At 50.0% G+C, this 19,021-nt stretch carries 13 protein-coding genes; 11 read left to right on the top strand and 2 right to left on the bottom strand.

The window, feature by feature from the left end; all coding sequences use genetic code 11:
- Positions 1–29 precede the first annotated feature (29 nt).
- From NE619_RS09905 to mfd, 3 genes are read left to right on the top strand one after another with little or no spacing between them, the layout of a single operon-like run.
- On the top strand, positions 30–980 hold the full coding sequence (locus NE619_RS09905; RefSeq protein WP_256132257.1) for a ribose-phosphate diphosphokinase: 951 nt from the start codon (positions 30–32) through the stop codon (positions 978–980).
- Positions 981–999: 19 nt separating this feature from the next.
- The gene (gene pth / locus NE619_RS09910) at positions 1,000–1,602 is read left to right on the top strand and encodes an aminoacyl-tRNA hydrolase (RefSeq protein ID WP_256132258.1); all 603 of its coding nucleotides are present in this window, start codon (positions 1,000–1,002) and stop codon (positions 1,600–1,602) included.
- Positions 1,580–4,999, top strand: coding sequence for a transcription-repair coupling factor (mfd, locus tag NE619_RS09915; protein WP_256132259.1), 3,420 nt, complete (start codon positions 1,580–1,582; stop codon positions 4,997–4,999). The genes pth and mfd overlap by 23 nt, the downstream gene beginning before the upstream one ends.
- A gap of 98 nt (positions 5,000–5,097) precedes the next feature.
- Here the strand turns inward: mfd and NE619_RS09920 are convergent, their stop codons facing one another.
- Together NE619_RS09920 and NE619_RS09925 are read right to left on the bottom strand one after the other, a co-directional pair.
- Entirely contained in the window at positions 5,098–5,298 is a 201-nt protein-coding gene (locus NE619_RS09920; protein ID WP_256132260.1) for a DUF3616 domain-containing protein, read from the bottom strand.
- Positions 5,299–5,409: 111 nt separating this feature from the next.
- Entirely contained in the window at positions 5,410–5,586 is a 177-nt protein-coding gene (locus tag NE619_RS09925; protein ID WP_256132261.1) for a hypothetical protein, read from the bottom strand.
- Positions 5,587–5,863: 277 nt separating this feature from the next.
- Here NE619_RS09925 and NE619_RS09930 point away from each other — a divergent pair, with 277 nt between their 5' ends.
- The 8 genes from NE619_RS09930 (at position 5,864) to ileS (ending at position 17,086) form a co-directional block, all read left to right on the top strand.
- Positions 5,864–6,238 (top strand): metallopeptidase family protein, encoded by a 375-nt coding sequence (locus NE619_RS09930; RefSeq protein WP_256132262.1) that lies wholly within the window; start codon positions 5,864–5,866, stop codon positions 6,236–6,238.
- Positions 6,239–6,991 (top strand): 4-hydroxy-tetrahydrodipicolinate reductase, encoded by a 753-nt coding sequence (dapB, locus tag NE619_RS09935; RefSeq protein WP_256132263.1) that lies wholly within the window; start codon positions 6,239–6,241, stop codon positions 6,989–6,991.
- A gap of 60 nt (positions 6,992–7,051) precedes the next feature.
- Entirely contained in the window at positions 7,052–8,641 is a 1,590-nt protein-coding gene (locus NE619_RS09940) for an acyl-CoA dehydrogenase family protein (protein ID WP_305146613.1), read from the top strand.
- A 172-nt stretch (positions 8,642–8,813) separates the two neighbouring features.
- A complete protein-coding gene (locus NE619_RS09950; RefSeq protein WP_256132264.1) occupies positions 8,814–10,157 on the top strand; it encodes an MATE family efflux transporter in 1,344 nt (447 codons plus the stop codon).
- Between the two features lie 134 nt (positions 10,158–10,291).
- Entirely contained in the window at positions 10,292–11,173 is an 882-nt protein-coding gene (locus tag NE619_RS09955) for an acetamidase/formamidase family protein (RefSeq protein ID WP_256132265.1), read from the top strand.
- Between the two features lie 17 nt (positions 11,174–11,190).
- Entirely contained in the window at positions 11,191–12,561 is a 1,371-nt protein-coding gene (locus NE619_RS09960) for an APC family permease (RefSeq protein ID WP_256132266.1), read from the top strand.
- A 31-nt stretch (positions 12,562–12,592) separates the two neighbouring features.
- The gene (locus NE619_RS09965) at positions 12,593–13,489 is read left to right on the top strand and encodes a MerR family transcriptional regulator (protein ID WP_256132267.1); all 897 of its coding nucleotides are present in this window, start codon (positions 12,593–12,595) and stop codon (positions 13,487–13,489) included.
- Positions 13,490–13,972: 483 nt separating this feature from the next.
- Positions 13,973–17,086 carry an isoleucine--tRNA ligase gene (ileS, locus tag NE619_RS09970; RefSeq protein ID WP_256132268.1) on the top strand — a complete coding sequence of 1,038 codons (3,114 nt, stop codon included), beginning with the start codon at positions 13,973–13,975 and terminating at the stop codon, positions 17,084–17,086.
- The last annotated feature ends 1,935 nt before the right edge of the window (positions 17,087–19,021 follow it).

Consider the following 19,021-nt stretch of genomic DNA (forward strand, 5'->3'; position numbering starts at 1 on the left):
GTAGGAGAAAGAAGAGGTAAAGAGTACAGATGAAAAATGGAGCGTTTTCAGATTACAAAGTATTTGCAGGAAATTCACACCTGGAACTGGCGGAAGAGATTGCGTCGATCATGGGTAAGCCCCTGGGAAAAGCGACTGTAACGAAATTCAGCGACGGAGAAATTTCCGTAAACCTTTGGGAGACCGTAAGAGGAATTGACACATATATCGTTCAGTCCACCTGTGATCCGGTCAACAACAACCTGATGGAAATTCTGATTATGATTGACGCTATGAAACGGGCTTCCGCAGGAAGAATCAATGCCGTTATTCCTTATTACGGCTATGCGAGACAGGACCGCAAAGCTAAGGCCAGAGATCCGATTACGGCAAAGCTGGTGGCAAACCTCTTAATGGCTGCCGGTGCTGACCGTGTTCTGACCATGGACCTCCATGCGGCGCAGATTCAGGGATACTTTGACATCCCGGTGGATCACCTCGTGGGCCTGCCGATTCTCATCAAGTATTTCAAAGAAAAGGCCATGGACGATATCGTTGTCGTATCTCCGGACCACGGCAGCGTAACCAGAGCCAGAAGCATGGCGGAGCCTCTCAACGCTCCTATCGCTATCGTCGATAAGAGACGGCCGGAACCCAACAAGAGCGAGATCATGAACATCATCGGAGACATCGAGGGCAAGAACTGTATTCTGGTAGACGATATGATCGACACGGCCGGAACCATTACCAACGCGGCCAACGCGCTCAAAGATCTGGGCGCCAAGAGCGTCGTAGCCTGTGCGACTCACCCGATCCTCTCAGGACCGGCAAAGGAACGACTGGAATCCTCAGCGATCGAAGAACTGGTACTGCTCAATACGGTTCCCATTCCGGAGGAAAGAAGAATCAGCAAAATGAAGATGCTGTCGGTCGCGCCTCTCTTCGCGGAAGCCATGACCAGAGTCTTTACCAATGATTCCATCAGCAGGCTCTTTGACTAAGACAGAGGAGCAGCAATTTATGTACATTATTGCAGGTCTGGGAAATCCGGGAAAGCGATATGAAAATACCCGGCATAATATCGGGTTCATCGCGCTGGATCTCCTGGCAGAAAGAAACGACATTAAAATCAATAAAATAAAACATAAAGCTTTGGTCGGAGAGGGACGTATCTCCGGCCAAAAGGTTTTATTGGTCAAACCGCAGACCTTTATGAATCTTTCCGGCCAGTCCCTCAGGGAAGTCATGGATTACTACAGAGAAGAGCCTGAACACCTTGTGGTCATCTATGACGATATTGATATTCCCACAGGGACCATCCGTATCCGCAAAAAAGGCAGCGCCGGCACCCATAACGGCATGCGTTCCATTGTCGGCGACCTGAAATCGGATCAGTTCCCAAGGATACGCATCGGCATGGGCAGCAGTCAGAAGGGCGATCTGCGGAACTTTGTGATCGGCGGATTTTCCAAAGAAGAGAAAGAACCGCTGGAGGAAGCGGTCAGGCGGGCGGTGCTGGCGGCGGAATGTATTGTTGAAAAGGGCATAGATAAGGCCATGAATGAATACAATATAAGACAGAAGGCCGCAGGAGAAGACAATGATAAAAAAGGGAATGATTAATATTACAGGAGCTGCCGAAAGCCGGGTAGCTCCTGTTATTGGGAAGATTTTAAAAGACGAAGCAAAGGGCCAGTGCCTGGTGGTGGTTCCCTCTTATATAAGAGCGAAGCGCCTGGCTACAGACCTTTCTTTTTTTGTAGACAAAAACATCTACGTTCTGCCTCCCGAAGAGGAAGGCTTTATCCGCTATGAAGCCAAAAACCACGACCAGATGCTGCAGAGGCTGAGGATATTGAAAGCGCTGAGGACGGGAGAGGACTGCCTTGTGGTAGCGCCGGCCACCGGCGCCATTCGCAAACTTCCGCCCCATGAGAGCTTTGATGAAAGCTCGGTTAAACTGACCCTGGGAGAGGATATTGATCTGGATCAGGTGAAGGAAAAGCTGGTTCGTATGGGATACGAGCGGGTGCCTGTGGTGGATGCAAAGGGCGAGTTCAGCATACGGGGAGCCATCATTGATATCTTCACAGCCGACGCGGAGGCCCCTTACCGGGTGGAGCTTTTTGATACGGAAATCGATTCCATCCGAAGCTTTGACCTGGACACCCAGCGCTCCATCGAGAACCTGAAATTCATAGAAGTTTATCCGGCGGAACAGCTGCTAAAGGACCGGACAATCTTTGAAAAAGCAGCTGTCAGGATCAAACAGGCCTACGGGGGACAGATCCGTAAATTCACAGGAGAAGGCGTCAGTGAAGAGGATCTGGAGCGGGGAGAAAATCTCAGACAGAGACGGGACCAGCTGATTGAGTTCGCGGAGAACTGCATGAATCTGCAGCAGCTGGAAAATTTCCTATACTATTTTTATGATGAAACCGAATATATCTGGGACTATATGCAGCAGCCGGTAATCATGATCGACGATCCGGCCCGCTGCTACGAGAATCTGGAAGCAAGGGACAGGGAAACGGTGGATGATTTTCAGACTTTGCTGGAAAGAGGCCAGGCGGTTCCGGGGGACCTGAAACATTTTTCCAATAAAAGCGATTTCCTGCACCTCTATGATTTGGACAGGGCGTATCTGTTCACACCGTTTCAGAAGACCATCAAGGGCGTGGAGTCTCTGGCGGAGATCCGCAATGTAGTGAGCAAGCCGACTCTGGTGTTCAACGGCAAAATGGACCTTCTGGAATCGGAGGTCCGTTCCTATCTGAAAAACGGCTATAAGGTAACCATCGTCTGCGCCAATGAGGAACGGGTTTCCAATATGGAGGAATTCCTGGAGCGGGCGGGCCTTCTCAGCCGGGTATGGGTAAAGCTGGGGAACCTCACCGGGGGAATCGACTTTCCCGAAGAGAAATTCTGCTATATCTGGGATGGAGATATTTTCGGAACGCCCAAAAAGAAGAAGAGAAAGAAAAAGGCGGCGGGAAGCGCCGGCCAGCCCATCAAGTCCTTTGCCGATATGCAGAAGGGCGACTATGTGGTTCATGAAAATCACGGTATCGGTAAATTCATGGGCATCGAGCAGCTGACCGTCCAGAATGTCAAAAAAGACTACCTCAAGATCAAATACAGCGGACAGGATATCCTTTATGTGCCGGTGGAGCAGATGGATATCATCCAGAAATACGTGGGAGCCGATACGGGAAATCCTAAACTCAACAAGCTTTCCGGCAGCGAGTGGAAGACGACTAAGGCCAAGGCCAAGGCAGCCATCGCCAATATGGCCAAAGAGCTGCTGGAAGTGTCGGCGGCGAGGCAGCTGGAAAAAGGGCACGCCTTTTCAACGGATACAGTCTGGCAGAAGGAATTCGAGGATAGTTTTCCCTATACGGAGACCGACGATCAGCTTCGCTGCATCGAAGAGATTAAACAGGATATGGAAAAGGATACGGCCATGGACCGGCTGCTCTGCGGCGACGTGGGCTTCGGCAAGACGGAAGTGGCGGCCAGGGCCATGTTCAAATGCGCTGCCGACGGCAAACAGGCGGCGGTTCTGGTTCCCACTACGATTTTAGCCAATCAGCATTACTATACTTTGAAGGAACGGTTTGAAAAGTTTCCCTTTAAGGTCGAGATGCTCTCCCGTTTTCGCAGCGACGCCCAGCAGAAAGCAGTCATCGACGGATTGGAAAAGGGCAGCGTGGATGTGGTGATCGGGACCCACAGGATTCTTTCCAAGGACGTGAAATTCAAGGACCTGGGCCTGCTGGTCATCGACGAAGAGCAGCGGTTCGGCGTTCAGCACAAAGAGGTAATCAAACAGCTGCGGAAAAACGTGGATGTGCTGACCTTATCGGCCACGCCAATCCCCCGGACCCTCCATATGTCCCTTGTGGGTATCAAGGACATGAGCGTCATCGAGGAGCCGCCGGAGGAACGGTATCCGGTCCAGACTTATGTGCTGGAGCAGGAAGATATGCTGATCCGGGATGCCATTGAAAAGGAGCTGGACCGGGGCGGTCAGGTCTATGTGGTCTTTAACCGGGTAAAGGGTATCAATAAGCTGGCGGCCCATATTGAAGAGCTGGTTCCCCAGGCGCAGGTGGCCGTGGGGCACGGCCAGATGAACGAACATCATCTGGAGGATGTGATTATGGGATTCGTTCAGGGAGAGTCCAACGTGCTGGTAGCTACGACTATCATTGAGTCGGGCATCGACATCCCCAATGTCAACACCATGGTGATTCTCGACGCGGATCGGTTCGGACTGTCTCAGCTGTATCAGCTGAGGGGAAGAGTCGGGCGTTCTAATCGCATGTCCTATGCCTATCTCATGTTCCAAAAGGACAAGAGCCTTTCGGAAGTAGCAGAAAAGAGACTGCGGGCCATCAAGGAGTTCACCGAGTTTGGCGCCGGGTTTAAAGTAGCCATGCGCGACCTGGAAATCCGGGGTGCGGGAAATCTTCTGGGTACCGAGCAGCACGGTCATATGATGAACATTGGTTACGAGCTGTACTGCAAGCTGGTGGACGATGCGGTAAGGGCTTTGGGAGGAGAAGTGGTCAACCCGGACAGAGAAGAAGCTTCCATCGAACTGAACGTAACGGCGCTGATTCCGGATCGCTACATTTCCGATGAAGTGCTTAAGCTGCAGATGTATAAGAAGATCGCCACAGTGGCGAGCGATGCCGATGAAGAAGAGATCATTGATGAGCTGATCGACCGTTTTGGAGAGATCCCGCGGGATACTATGAATTTGATTACCATATCCAGAATTCGCTCCATGGCTGAAAAGCTCTGTATTACCAGGATTCATGAGGAGGGCAGCAAAGTCATCTTTAATTTTGCCCAGGAAAACGGGCTGAGCGCCAAATCGCTGTCCGCCCTGTCCGCAAAGTACGGCATGCGCCTCTTCATTCACGGCGGTGTCAAACCCTTTGTACGGTTTACTCCGTCCAGCAAGAAACGCCTGCCGGAAATTCTGGAGTTTTTACAGGTGGCCGAGGGATAGGAGCGGAACCAAGCGGCTGCAAGCCCATGCGTTCCATATAAAAAGAGCCTCGAAAGGCTCTTTTTATATGGAACGCTTAGCACAATATAGATGAATGTTCATTTTCCTGTCTTGACTTTTCTTTTCTTCTTTTCCTTTTCCAAGTCATTGGGAAGATAAATTACCGTTGCCGATTCGTCTTTGTGGTCAGGGTCCTCCTCTTTCGGCTTTTTACGGGTAAAGCTATCTGAATGACCGGTAAAATACATGTAAGCTAACAGGCCCGCTACGACGAGCAGCCCTAAAATGATAAGCGGCATACCTGACCCTCCTTTCGCAATATCCAATTTCTATATGGATTCAGTCGTTCACATTGATGTAAAGAGAGGTAAACGCACCGCTTGCCTCTCTATGCGTCAACTTGTTCCAGTTTAAATAATATGTCTCTTTTTCTTTTCCCGCTCTATATCAGTCGGCAGATAGATGACTGGGGCAGCCTTGTCTGCTTTTCCATTGGAAGAAGCAGAGCCGCGTTTTCTGTTTCCCATGATCTCAATCAGAGCGAAGAGCCCTCCCAAGATCAATACTCCCAAAATTATAAGTGGCATAACGAGCCCTCCTTTGATTTTCGGATAAAGTCTGCAACTTCCCCATACATATATGAAACGTTTACTTAATTCTATTTTACCACGTTTTTTTCAGAATTACCTCTAAATTTTCGAAAAATTTTATTTATTTGGATGGGAAGAATAATCATGCGGACGATATCGTTTTGCTCTAATAGTTTGCGCATAACAGCGGCAATTAATTCTCAAACCTTTGGAATTGTTCCGTTGCCTGATGGAGCGAAAAAGGATATACTGTATAAAGGAAAGGAGCGGCGCTATGGTAACCATTGACGAAGCACAGATCATGCTGGATGAGATAGCCGAAGAGCTGCCGGCGGGGATTTACAAGGATCTCAACGGGGGAATCCTTTTATTGCCAGAAGCAAAAATGAGTCCCCACGCGATCAGCAACGATCTGTACATTTTAGGCGAATATCAAAGCGGCGGCAGTATGGGCCGATTGATTAAGATTTATTACGGATCCTTCGCAAAGCTTTTCGGTCATTTGGAAGGCGACGCTTTTAAATCCAGGCTGAGGGAAACGCTGTTTCACGAATTCACCCACCATCTGGAAGGACTGGCAGGTGAAAAAGGTCTGGAAATCGAGGATGAAAAGCAGCTGAGGAGATATCGAAAGGAAAGAGGTCTTTAAATGGTAAATATCGTTATTACGGCTCCCCGCGGGCATATGGACGGACTGATAGTCAAGGCTGCCTGTGAGCGGGACGACATAAGGATTGTCGGCGGGCTGGGACCTGCCGGAAGAGATTATATCGGCAAAGATATCGGACTTGCGGCGGGCCTGGGAAGAGAGATCGGCGCGCTGGTCTATGATGATCTTACGGAGATTATCGACCGGTGCGACCTGGTCGTGGACTTTTCCAGGGTAGAGCTTTCCATGGAAGTTCTTTCCGTATGCAAAAAATATAAAAAAGGATTTTTATGCGGTACCACTGGCTTTTCGGCGGAGCAGGAAAAAGCGCTGCTGGCGGCAGGGAAGGAAATCCCCATGATGAAGGCGGCCAACACTTCTTACGTGGTTAACGTTATGCGCAAGCTGCTGGGAATCGCCGCGGAGGCTCTGGGCGATAAAGCGAAGATAGAGATCATCGACCTCCACAGCCAGAACAAGCTGGACGCTCCCAGCGGAACGGCTCTGGAACTGGGAGAAGAGATCACCGCAAGATCGGACAAGAAGATGGAGGATATTGCCTTCCACTCTGTGCGGGCCGGAGACACGCCCTCCAGCCATAAAGTGATTTTTGGGTGCATGGGCGAGATGATGGAGATTTCCCACCACGCCTATAACTGGGAGTGCTATGCCAGAGGCGCCTGCGACGCGATGGTCTATATGGCGGAGCATGGGCCGGGACTTTATACGATGGAAGATGTGATCGGGCTGTAGGAATGCGGGCCCGGGCATATATAAAGGCAAGAAAAAAGATGAGTTTTATAGGAGGAAAAAATGGATTTTGGTTATTCGGACGAGCAGCTACAGTTGAAAGAGACGCTTCGGGAGTTTGCGGAGAGGGAGATCGTGCCTATTCAGGATAAGATGGATCGGGATGCCGAGTACCCGCTGGACACCGTAAAAAAGCTGGGGAAAATGGGTATGCTGGGTATGCCTTTTCCAAAGGAATACGGCGGAGCGGGCCTGGACTATGTGACGTATGTCATGGCGGTGGAAGAGATCTCTAAGCTCTGTCCGTCTCACGGAGTTATCGTTCAGACACACAATGCTTTGTGCTGCTGGCCGATTTTTACCTATGGCACGGAGGAGCAAAAGCAAAAATACCTTCCTGACCTTTTAAGCGGCAATAAGATCGGCGCTTTCGGGCTGACGGAGCCCAATGCGGGAACCGATGCGGCTATGCAGCAGACGATTGCGGAGGATAAGGGCGACCACTGGCTGCTCAACGGCTCCAAGATCTTCATCTCCGGAGGCGGAATCGCGGATGTCTATGTAGTCATGGCGATGACGGATCAGTCCAAAGGAACGAAGGGCATCAGTGCTTTCATCGTAGAAAAGGGAATGCCGGGATTCTATAAAGGCAAGACTGAGGATAAGATGGGAATCCGCGGGTCCATCGCATCAGAGCTGGTGTTTGACGATTGTGTCGTGCCCAAAGAAAACCTGCTGGGAGGGCTGGGAAAAGGCTTTAAGGTTGCCATGACCTCTCTGGACGTGGGACGTCTGGGCATCGCGGCGCAGGCGCTGGGCATCGCTCAGGGCGGGTTTGACAGGACTGTGGAATACATGAAGCACAGGGAGCAGTTCGGCAAAAAGCTCAGCGGTTTTCAGGCCATGGCTTTTGAGATGGCGGAGTTGGAAACCAAGATCGACGGCGCGCGGCTGCTGCTTTACAAGGCGGCGGATATCCGGGAAAGAGGTCTGCCGGACACCACCGTATCGGCGGCAAAGGCCAAGCTGGCCTGCTCGACGACGGCCATGGAGGTGACAGTTAAAGCCGTTCAGTTCCACGGCGGCTACGGATATATCAGGGATCTGCCCATCGAGCGTTATATGAGAGACGCCAAGATCACAGAGATCTACGAAGGAACTTCGGAAGTGATGAAGCTGGTCATTTCCGGGCAGATTTTTAAAAAAGATAAAAAACAGGTTAAAGAGGAAAAGCAGCCGGTGGTGCTGTGCGATACGGCGGAAGAGCTGATTGAGGCGTTAAAGGACGTGAAAAAGGATGAAATCATCTGCTCCGGCGGCAGAGGCTTCAAACGCACGGAGGATCTGCAGCTGGTGAAGGATCTGGCTCAGGCAGTGGGCGGCAGCGTAGGCGCTTCCCGGGGAGCCGTATCCATGGGCTGGATCGATGAGCAGTATCAGGTGGGGCTGACAGGCCGCACGGTGACTCCGGACATTTATTTTGCCTGCGGAATTTCAGGCATGAACCAGCATCTGGCCGGTATGAAAGAAGCTTCCGTAATCGTTGCCATCAACAAGAATCCTAAAGCGGCGATTTTCAAGGCAGCGGATTATGGGATCGTTGGCGATGTGTATGAGGTGCTGCCGCAGCTGATCGAAAAATGGGGAAAATAATTGTTTTCAGGGGAGAAAAAATTGGGAGCAGGGACAAAAAATAATTGAAATTGTAGGGCCTGTATGATAAATTAGACATGCAACAGATAGTATATGATTTTGATTATATGCTGGATAAGGTGATCGGGAGACTGGTTATGTTATTCAGCTTTTTTGTTGATACGGAGGAGTTATGAAGGATGAAAGAGCGTTAATAACCGGACGGATTGTTCCGACTCTGCTTGCTTTTGCGGCGCCGTTTCTGCTGGCCAGTATTCTGCAGGCTCTGTATGGGGCCGTGGATCTTCTGGTGGTGGGACAGTTCGCCGATTCGGCAGGCGTTTCAGCGGTAGCTATCGGCGGCCAGGTCATGCAGACCATCACGGGTATCGTTTTGGGAATCAGCACCGGGGGAACGGTGGTAATCGGCCAGTTCGTGGGGGCCAGACGAAAGAAAGACGCAGCCATTGCCGTGGGGAATCTAACGGCTTTGTTCCTCTTGATCGCAGTGGTTTTAACTGCTGTAATGCTGCTTTTCGTAAGACCGATTACTGAGATCATGCAGACGCCGCCGGAGGCTTTTGAATATACGATTCAGTACATAACCATCTGTGCGCTGGGGGTTCCCTTTATTGTAGGCTATAACGGGGTCAGTGGTGTTTTCAGAGGGTTTGGCGACTCCAAATCGCCGCTGTATTTTATTGCCCTGGCCTGCGTGATCAATATTGGGCTGGATCTGCTGCTGATCGCGGGCTTTCATCTGGGAGCTGTGGGAGCGGCGATTGCCACGGTTGCGGCCCAGGGAGTCAGCTTTCTGGCAGGCATCTTCTATTTGATGAAGAAAGGGCTTCCGGTTCCTTTCCGTATGGGATATATTGGTTTTAAAGGCGGCCAGGCTTTCCGCATCCTCAAGATCGGCAGCCCCATAGCCGTTCAGGACGCGCTGGTAAACGTTTCTTTTCTGATTATCACTGCCATCATCAACACCATGGGCCTGGTGGCATCGGCCGCTGTGGGAATTGATGAGAAAATCATCGTCTTTGCCATGCTGGTACCGACTTCCTTCGCATCGGCAGTAGCCGTTATGACCGCCCAGAATGTGGGAGCGAGGCGTATGGACCGGGCGAAAAAGAGCCTCTGGGTCGGTGTGGGACTATCGTTTCTTTTCGGGCTGGCTATATGGATTTATTGTCAGTTTTACCCGGAGACACTGACCGCGCTTTTCAGCAAGGACCCGGAGGTAATTTATACGGCAGGACTGTATCTGCAAAACTATACCATCGACTGTATGCTGGTGGCTTTTATCTTCTGTGCCAACTCGTTTTTCAGCGGCTGCGGCTATTCGCTATTTTCGCTGATTCACAGCCTGCTGGCTACTTTTGGCGTCCGTGTTCCTGTCTCCTATTTTCTCAGCAGGATGCCGGGAGTCACCCTGTTTGAAATGGGATTCGTGCCGCCGCTGGCCAGTTGTCTGTCCATTGTGCTTTGCCTGATTTATTTGCGAGTGGGCAAGGGCTTTAAAAATGAACGAAGATAAAAAAGAGGGTACCTGAAAAAGGGTACCTCTTTTTTTGAGAAAATTCTTGACTCTAAAGTAAACTTTAGGGTTAGCATGAAGATGTATGGACGGGGTAGATTAAGAGAAATATACATAGAAAGCGGAGGAAAAATATGAAAACGATCGAAGCGGTTGTCAGCACTTTTTCAAAAGAGCATGAACCGTGCTGCACGGTGCGGCCCGGGGAAACGGTACTGTTCAAAACATTGGACTGCTATTCGGGGAATATCCGGACGGAGAACGATTATCCGGAGGACATTACCGACGGCGATGCGGATCTGGCGACGGGTCTGGTGTATGTGGAAGGCGCGGAAAAGGGAGATGTTCTCGTTGTCGATATCCTGGATATTGATGTAGATGATCAGGGCGTGTGCTGCAATATCGGCGGCCCCCTTATGGAGCACTCTGTTCCCCGTACGAAGATCATTCCGGTAAAAAACCGGATCGCGGAATTCAACGACATCAAATGGGAAGTGGATCCGATGCTGGGCGTCATCGGCGTGGCGCCGGAGGAAGGCGAATTTCTCTGTTTCCTGCCGGGAAATCACGGCGGAAATATGGACAGCAAGATGATAAAAAGAGGTTCCAGAGTATATCTGCCGGTTCAGGTACCAGGCGCGCTTTTCGGTATTGGCGATGTCCACGCTTCTCAGGGAGACTGCGAGCTCTGTGGAAACGGCATTGAAATCGCGGCGGATGTTACGGTTAAGATCTCCCTTCTTAAAAATTTTGAGCTTCATTGGCCCATGACCGAGACAAAAGACAAATGGTATGTCAATGTGGCGGCGCCGGATTATGAGACTGCTCTCAAACAGGCGTGCCTGGAATTGCAGCGGCTGATGGTGGATGCTTACGGCTGGGATGAGACGGATGTGTTCCTGTACTTATCGCTGCAGGGAGACATTGAGATCAACCAGTTCACCCTGCCGTGTCCCATCGACATGATTTTGAGAGCCGGTGTCCCCAAGATAGCGGGCAGAGAATTAATTAAATAAAGGAGGCGAGAACAGCAATGAACAGCAATGCGGCCGGACAGGCCCCATCAAATGGTGGACAGGTTCAGCTGAAACGTACGCTCAAGCTGAAGGACCTGGTCTTTTATGGAATGATTATGATGGTGCTTATCGCACCTATGGCAGTATTCGGAGAAATCGAGCAGGCCAGCGGCGGAATGACGCCCTTTGTTTATTTGGTCGGCGTTATAGCCATGGTATTCACGGCTCTGAGCTATATGCAGATGAGCCGGCGTTTCCCGGTGGGCGGATCGGTTTACGCTTACGTACAGCGGGGAATCAATCATCATGTGGGCTTTGTGGCAGGATGGATGATCCTTTTGGACTACATATTTGTTCCAGCCCTTTTATACGCGCTGGTTTCCAACATCTGTGTGGAGACCTTTCCGGGAATCCCGGGCGTGGCATGGATCATCGTGTTTATCCTGATCAACACGCTCATCAATGTGCGGGGGATCGATTATACGGCGAAAGCCGATATCATCCTGTTCTTTATTGAGCTGGTGGTAGTAGTCATTTTCCTGATCGGAGGGATCAGCTTTATCGCCGGAGGCGGCGGAACGGGAGGATTCTCCATTGAACCTATGTACCAGCCGGGCAAGATCAACCTCAACTTTATCGCTTCCGCATGCACCATAGCGGCACTCTCCTTCCTGGGGTTTGACGGCATCAGTACGCTGGCGGAGGAAGCGCTGGAACCGGCAAGAGATATCGGCAAGGCGATTATGATCGCCCTGATCAGTATTGGGCTCCTCTTCATTGTAGAGACCTATGTAGCCTGCCTCATCCTTCCGGATTGGCAGCATACGGATATCGCGGCCGGATTTTATGACGCGGCCGCCCTTGCATTGGGTGAATGGTTCAGAATTGTAATGGTAGGCGTGACTATCGTTGCGGCAGGTATCGCCAATACCATGGTAGCCCAGTCCTCTGCGGCAAGGCTGCTCTACACCATGGGCAGAGACCGGGTGATTCCGCATATCTTTGCCAAGGTGCATCCTAAATTCCGTACCCCATATGTGGGGATTTATCTGCTGTCCATCTTCTCTTTAGTGATTGCGGTTGCGGTTCCTATCGATACATTGGTGAGACTGGTTAATTTCGGAGCGCTGGGATCCTTTATCATGCTCAATTTCGCGACCTTCTTCTACTTCTTCATTAAAGAGAAAAAAAGGGGAGGGACAGGATTTATAAAGAACCTGGTATGCCCGTTCCTGGGAATGGCTATTTTAATTTATGTGTTCACAGGATTTGACTACATCAGTTATATCGTAGGATTCGGATGGCTTATCATAGGAGTTGTCATCGGATTTATCAAGTCGAAAGGATATAAAGAAGTTCCGGAAGCCTTTAAAAACATCGAGTTATAGGATATAATTCAGGAAAAAGGCTGGGGAAGACATGTATTCCATTGGAAAATTATCAAAACTCACCGGACTGAGTATCCCCACTCTCAGGCATTACGATCAGATGGGGATTCTCGTCCCGGCATACAGAAACGAAACTACCGGATACCGTTACTATGATGAAGAGCAGATGCTGCAGGTCCAGCTGATTAAAAACATGAAAATGCTGGGCTTTTCGCTGGATGATATGAGGATGATTCTGGTTAAAAAGGATCTTTCCTGTTTTCGGGAAAAAGTAAGCGAGATCAGACACAAGATTGAGCTGCAGCTGCAGGCCGTCAGCGATATCGACAATTATCTGTCCAACGGCGAGTATATTCTGCGGGAATATTATTCCAAAGGAAGCCGGGCGTTTTATGACAGCTATCCGGCGGAGCTGCGGACCATGCCGGCCGCCGACGTTCTGTGCATGGAAACGGAAGCCCCTTTTCGCAGCATGCCGTTTTTTACCCAGTGCTGTCTTGAAATTCAGAACATGCGGGACCATCTTGGCGTTCTGCAGACTGGGGCTTTGCTGCTGATCCCGCGAACGAGGAACATCCGCAGCTTTATTCGGGGAGAAGGCGGATTTTCCCTTTGCATGCCCATCCAATATCGGGAGGGCTGCGGCAGGGAAGCGGTCCGGCACTTTAAAAGGGTGCGGGTTGCGTCCATCCTCAGCGTCGGCAGCTATGAGGCGCTGGAGAAGATTTACGATACTCTTCTCGCCTGGGTCAGCGAAAACCGGCTGCTTCCGGCGGGAAAGCTGGTTCTTCAATGCCTTTTGGAACCCAGCGACACGATGAAATCCGACCAATATATCTTCCGTCTCAATCTGCCGGTGGTTACAGAGGAGCAGAGCAGGGAAAAGCTGCCGGAGCTGCCCGTGGAGTTCGAGTGGGAGCTGATATGAAAACAGAGCAGGAATCCGTTGTCCGGCGTGGGGCCGGCAGCGGATTCTTTTGAAAGAGCCGGTTGAAAAGACCATCGGTCAGGGCGCATTTATCCCTTGACTTTAAAGCCGCAAGCATATAAAATATCAACGTATATGAAGTAAATAAAAAAGGCGCAGATGAAGACAGTAGCACCGCGTAAAATCCTTACAGAGAGATGTTTTTAGCTGAGAGAACATCGGTGAAGCGGACCGTGAAGATCACTTCGGAGTCTTATTCCCTAAAATGAAGAGGCAGCGCTTTTGCTGCAACCAGGGTGGTACCGCGGTATTTTATCGTCCCTGATTCTCAATATCTGAGAGTCAGGGCTTTTTTTCGGGACAAATCCAGGATAAAAAGGCAAAAATCCGCAAAAGGAAGGCCGCTGGACAGGACCTGACAGAAATACGGCCGCCTCAAAGATCCAGATAACTATAAGGTTAAAAATAGAAAGGAAAAGGGATATGTTTAAAAACTTATCGGAAAAACCCATAGCCCAGCTGCAGATGGAGCAGGCGGAGCAGTGGGAAAAAGAAGATCTTCTCCACAAATGCGTGACAACAAGAGAGGGACAGCCGTCCTTTATCTTTTACGAAGGCCCTCCGACAGCCAACGGAAGACCGGGAATACACCACGTTATTGCCAGGACGCTGAAGGACTCGGTGTGCCGCTACAAGACCATGCAGGGCTTCGAGGTAAGGCGTAAGGCCGGCTGGGATACCCACGGTCTGCCTGTTGAGATCGAGGTGGAAAAACAGCTGCAAATGAGCGGCAAGCAGGATATCGAGAAATACGGTATCAAGGAATTCAACGAAAAGTGCCGGGAGTCCGTTTTCACTTATGAAAGCATGTGGCGGGAAATGACCAAGAGGATGGGATACCTCATCGACCTGGACAACCCGTATATCACCCTGGACAACAACTTCATCGAGACCGGCTGGTGGATTCTCAAGGAATTTTTCAAGGAAGGGCTGATCTATGAAGGTCACAAAATCCTGCCTTACTGCCCGCGCTGCGGAACGGGACTGGCTTCCCACGAAGTGGCCCAGGGATATAAAGAAGTAAAGGTTAATACCATCACCGCCAAGTTCAAGCGCAAGGATGCGGATGAATACTTCCTGGCCTGGACGACGACTCCATGGACGCTGGCTTCCAACGTTTCTCTGACCGTGGGACCGGACGTGGACTATGTAAAAGTAAAGATGACAGAGGGCGATGAAGAGGGCAAGGTTTTCTATGTTGCCAAGGTTCTGGCCGATAAGGTTCTGGGCGCGGAAAAATACGAAGTGCTGGAAGAAATGAAGGGCAAGGATCTGGAATACATCGAATACGAACAGCTGATGCCTTTCGTAAAACCGGATAAAAAAGCCTTCTTTGTGACCTGCGCCGATTATGTAACCATTGAAGACGGTACAGGTATCGTCCACACGGCCCCGGCTTTCGGTGAAGACGACTATCAGACCGGCCGCCGTTATGGGCTGCCAGTAGTTAACCCAGTAGATGAAGAAGGTAAATATACAGAAACACCTTGGGCAGGCCGTTTTGTAATGGAGGACGGACTGGACATCGACATTATCAAATGGCTGGCAGGCGAGGACAAAATTTTCGGCAAAGAAAAGATTGAGCATAACTATCCCCACTGCTGGAGATGCGGAACGCCGCTGGTTTATTACGCAAAGCCCAGCTGGTACATTGAAATGAGCAAGCTGAAGGATCAGCTGGTAGCCAATAACAATACCGTCAACTGGTTCCCGGATTTTGTCGGCGAAAAGCGGTTCGGCAACTGGCTGGAAGAAGTAAAGGACTGGGCGATTTCCAGAAACCGTTACTGGGGTACGCCGATTCCCATCTGGCGCTGCGAGTGCGGCCATCTGGAATGCATCGGCAGCAGAGCTGAGCTGGTGGAAAAGGCTCAGGAGGACATCGACGAAAGCATCGAGCTGCACAGACCGTATGTGGATGACGTGCATCTGACCTGTCCGGTTTGCGGAAAGACCATGAGCCGTATTCCGGAGGTTATGGACTGCTGGTTCGACAGCGGCTCCATGCCCTTTGCCCAGCAGCATTATCCGTTTGAAAATAAAGAGAAGTTTGACGAAGAGCTGTTCCCGGCTGATTTCATCTGCGAAGGCATCGACCAGACCAGAGGCTGGTTCTACTCACTGATGGCGATTTCCACCTTTATCAAGGGCAAAGCGCCATATAAAAACGTGCTGGTTAACGATTTGATTCTGGATAAGAACGGCAAGAAGATGAGTAAGTCCAAGGGAAATACCGTTGATCCGTTCCAGCTTTTCGATAAATACGGCGCCGACGCCACCAGATGGTATCTGCTCCACGTTTCGCCGGCCTGGTCGCCGACCAGATTCGATGAGGACGGCCTGGTGGAAATCGTCAGCAAGTTCTTCGGCACTTTGAAGAATGTATATAATTTCTTCGTGCTGTATTCCAACCAGGACAATATCGATCCGTCCAAGCTTTCCGTGGCTTATGACAAGCGCCCTGAGCTGGACAGATGGATCATTTCCAAATACAACAAGCTGGTCAAGGAAGTGACCGAGGAAATGGATCGTTACGACCACATGAAATCTGTGCGCAAGATTCAGGAATTTGTGGTGGAAGATCTGTCCAACTGGTATATCCGCCGGGCAAGAAGGAGATTCTGGGGCGAAGAGTTAAATGACGATAAGAAGTCGGTATATGCGACCACTTATGAAGTGCTGGTGGGCATCTCCAAGCTGATCGCTCCGTTCGCACCGTTTATTGCCGATGAGATTTTTGTTAATCTGACCGGTGAGGAATCAGTTCACATCGCTTACTTCCCGAAGGCCGATGAAAGCCTGATGGACAGCAAGGTTGAAGAGCGAATGGATCTGGTCCGTGATCTTGTGGGCCTGGGCCGCGGAACCCGTGAGAAGGAAAGAATCAAGGTGCGCCAGCCGCTGGGAGAAATTCTGGTGGATGGAAAATATGAAACGCTGATTGGCGATCTGACCCCGCTCATCATGGAAGAACTGAATGTGAAGCGGGTAGTCTTTGAAAAAGAGCTGGATCAGTATATGAATTACAGCTTGAAGCCAAACTTCAAGGTTGCCGGTCCGATACTGGGCAAGAATATCAAGGCTTTCGGCGGTGCATTGGCAAAAGCCGATGCGGCCAGTGTGGTTGCTGAGCTTGAAGCAAATGGCAAGATCAGTCTGGATCTCAACGGCGAAATGACAGAGGTTACGGCTGATATGGTGGACACTAAGATCAGCGCCAAGGAGGGGTTTGCTGTAGCCATGGAAAATAACGTATTTACGATCCTGGATACGACTCTGACCAAAGAACTGATCGATGAAGGTCTGGCAAGAGAGCTGGTTTCCAAGGTGCAGCAGTTGAGAAAGCAGAATGATTTTGAGATGATGGATAATATCAAAATCACCATCGACGCTGACGAAGATGTTGCGGCAGCTGTGGAAGCTTATAAGGATTATATTATGAAAGAAACGCTGGCGGTGGAAATGGAGACAGGCAGCGGATTGAAAGAATATGATTTGAATGGGCATAAGACTGGTATCACTGTAGAAAAGAAGTAAGAAATAGTTCTCGCTACGGCAAGGTCCTCGACCCGCGCTTGCGTTGCGTTGCAACGCCGCGGGCCTGCGGAGTTTGCCTGCGCGAGAACTATTTCTTTTTGGGAAAGTAAGGCTTTGATTGAGGAGGGCATCTGCGGAGCAGATGCGGGTTGGTTTGGGAGATAAAAAGGGGAGATTTCTGCTTTGCGACCAAGGTGTTTTTTTAGGGGTAATGGTCGCGGGATTTGTTAGTAGGAGTAGGATTTGGTCGCAAATCCGCAGCTTGCAACCGGGCTGCGGGTTTGCAGCTTGCCCTTGAAGCCTGTTAAGAAACTCAGCCACGCATCCAATGCGTGGTTTTATTTATAACTTATGTAACTTACGGGCTGCGCGGCAGGCAGCGGCTCATATGAACCGCTGCCCAAAAGGCAAATCGCTATTTTTATCAACATGCAGCGGAAATTCAGGTTCTTGTTGAGCTTTTTTCAGGGTTACAGAGCCTGAGAACGCAGAAATTCGAGCAATATGCGATTTTGAGCAGGTACAGAGGCCGCAAACCTTGGAAATACCTCAACAACCAAGGCAAAACGAATCCATTGTTGAGCAAATGTGCATATTGTCAGAAAAGGTCTCGACGGACCAACACCGTATCAGCTCGGCCAGAATCGTATCATTTGCCAGCTGCGGTAACCTTTCGAAAAATTGATGCAAAGTTACGCAAAGTTGTGGGCCCTGCGGGTACTCGAAAACGTAAAAAGTGAAGATTTGTGCTACGGGCTCTTTTGAGGGCTGTAAGATTGTTGAAAAATGCGTAACCTTTTGAAAAAATCAGGATAAGTTACCAGAGCTGCTCCCTTTGGTGAGTGGCTTGCGACCAAGGTGTTTTTTTAGGGGCAATGGTCGCGGGATTTGTTAGTGGAATTAGGATTTGGTCGCAAACCCGCAGCTTGCAACCGGGCTGTGCAGTAGGAATCGGCTCATATGAAACACCGCCCAAAAGGCAAATCGCTATTTTTATCAACACGCAATGGAAAAATCGAGTTCTTGTTGAGCTTTTTTTAAGGTTACAGAGCCTGAGAGCGCAGAAATTCGAGCAATATGTGATTTTGAACAGGTGCAGAGGCCGCAAACCTTGGAAACACCTCAACAACCAAGGCAAAACGAATCCATTGTTGAGCAAATGTGCATATTGGCAAAAAAGGTCTCGCCTGGCCAACGCCGTATCTGCTCGGCCAGAATCGTATCATTTGCCAGTTGCGGTAACTTTTCGAAAAATTGATGCAAAGTTACGCAAAGTTGTGGGCCCTGCGGGTACTCGAAAACGTAAAAGGTGAAGATTTGTGCTACGAGCTCTTTTGAGGGCCGTAGGATCGTTGAAAAATGCGTAACCTTTTGAAAAAATCAGGATAAGTTACCAGAGCTGCTCTTTTGGTGAGTGGCTTGCAAATTGTAAGATGCGAGCCAGTCCGAGCATCTTACACCATTCTGTGTTTTGCGACCAAGGTGTTTTTTCGGGGCCAATGGTCGCGGGATTTTCTGGTAAAATTGAAATTTGGTCGCAAACTCAAAACCATTTTCTGTTCTCTGCTGCATCAGGGGTGCTTTCTTTCAGGAGGGAACGCCTATTTACTTTTGCGTAGTAATGTGCTGAATTGATTCCGGAGCTTTCATCAAAGAAGCGAGGCAAGAGCGGATCTTTTTTCAACGTTTCTTACCCTTGAGGGTCAATCTTAAGTGGAAATTTTATAAAAATAAATCCGTAATACCCGCAAACCCACAGATTTTGTCCGCTCTGGTCCAATTCTAAAGCAAAAAGCGCCGGGCCAGGTCGGGGGCCGGCATGGGCCAGACCATCTTCGCGCCAGACAGACCATAAGTTCCACGCATATTCAACCTTACGGCAACGCCGTACAAATTGGGTAGAATCGTATAAGATGTGAGTCACGTCGAGCATCT

The organism is Anaerovorax odorimutans, assembly GCF_024459955.1.
GTDB classification, from domain to species: Bacteria; Bacillota; Clostridia; order Peptostreptococcales; family Anaerovoracaceae; genus Hominibacterium; species Hominibacterium odorimutans_A.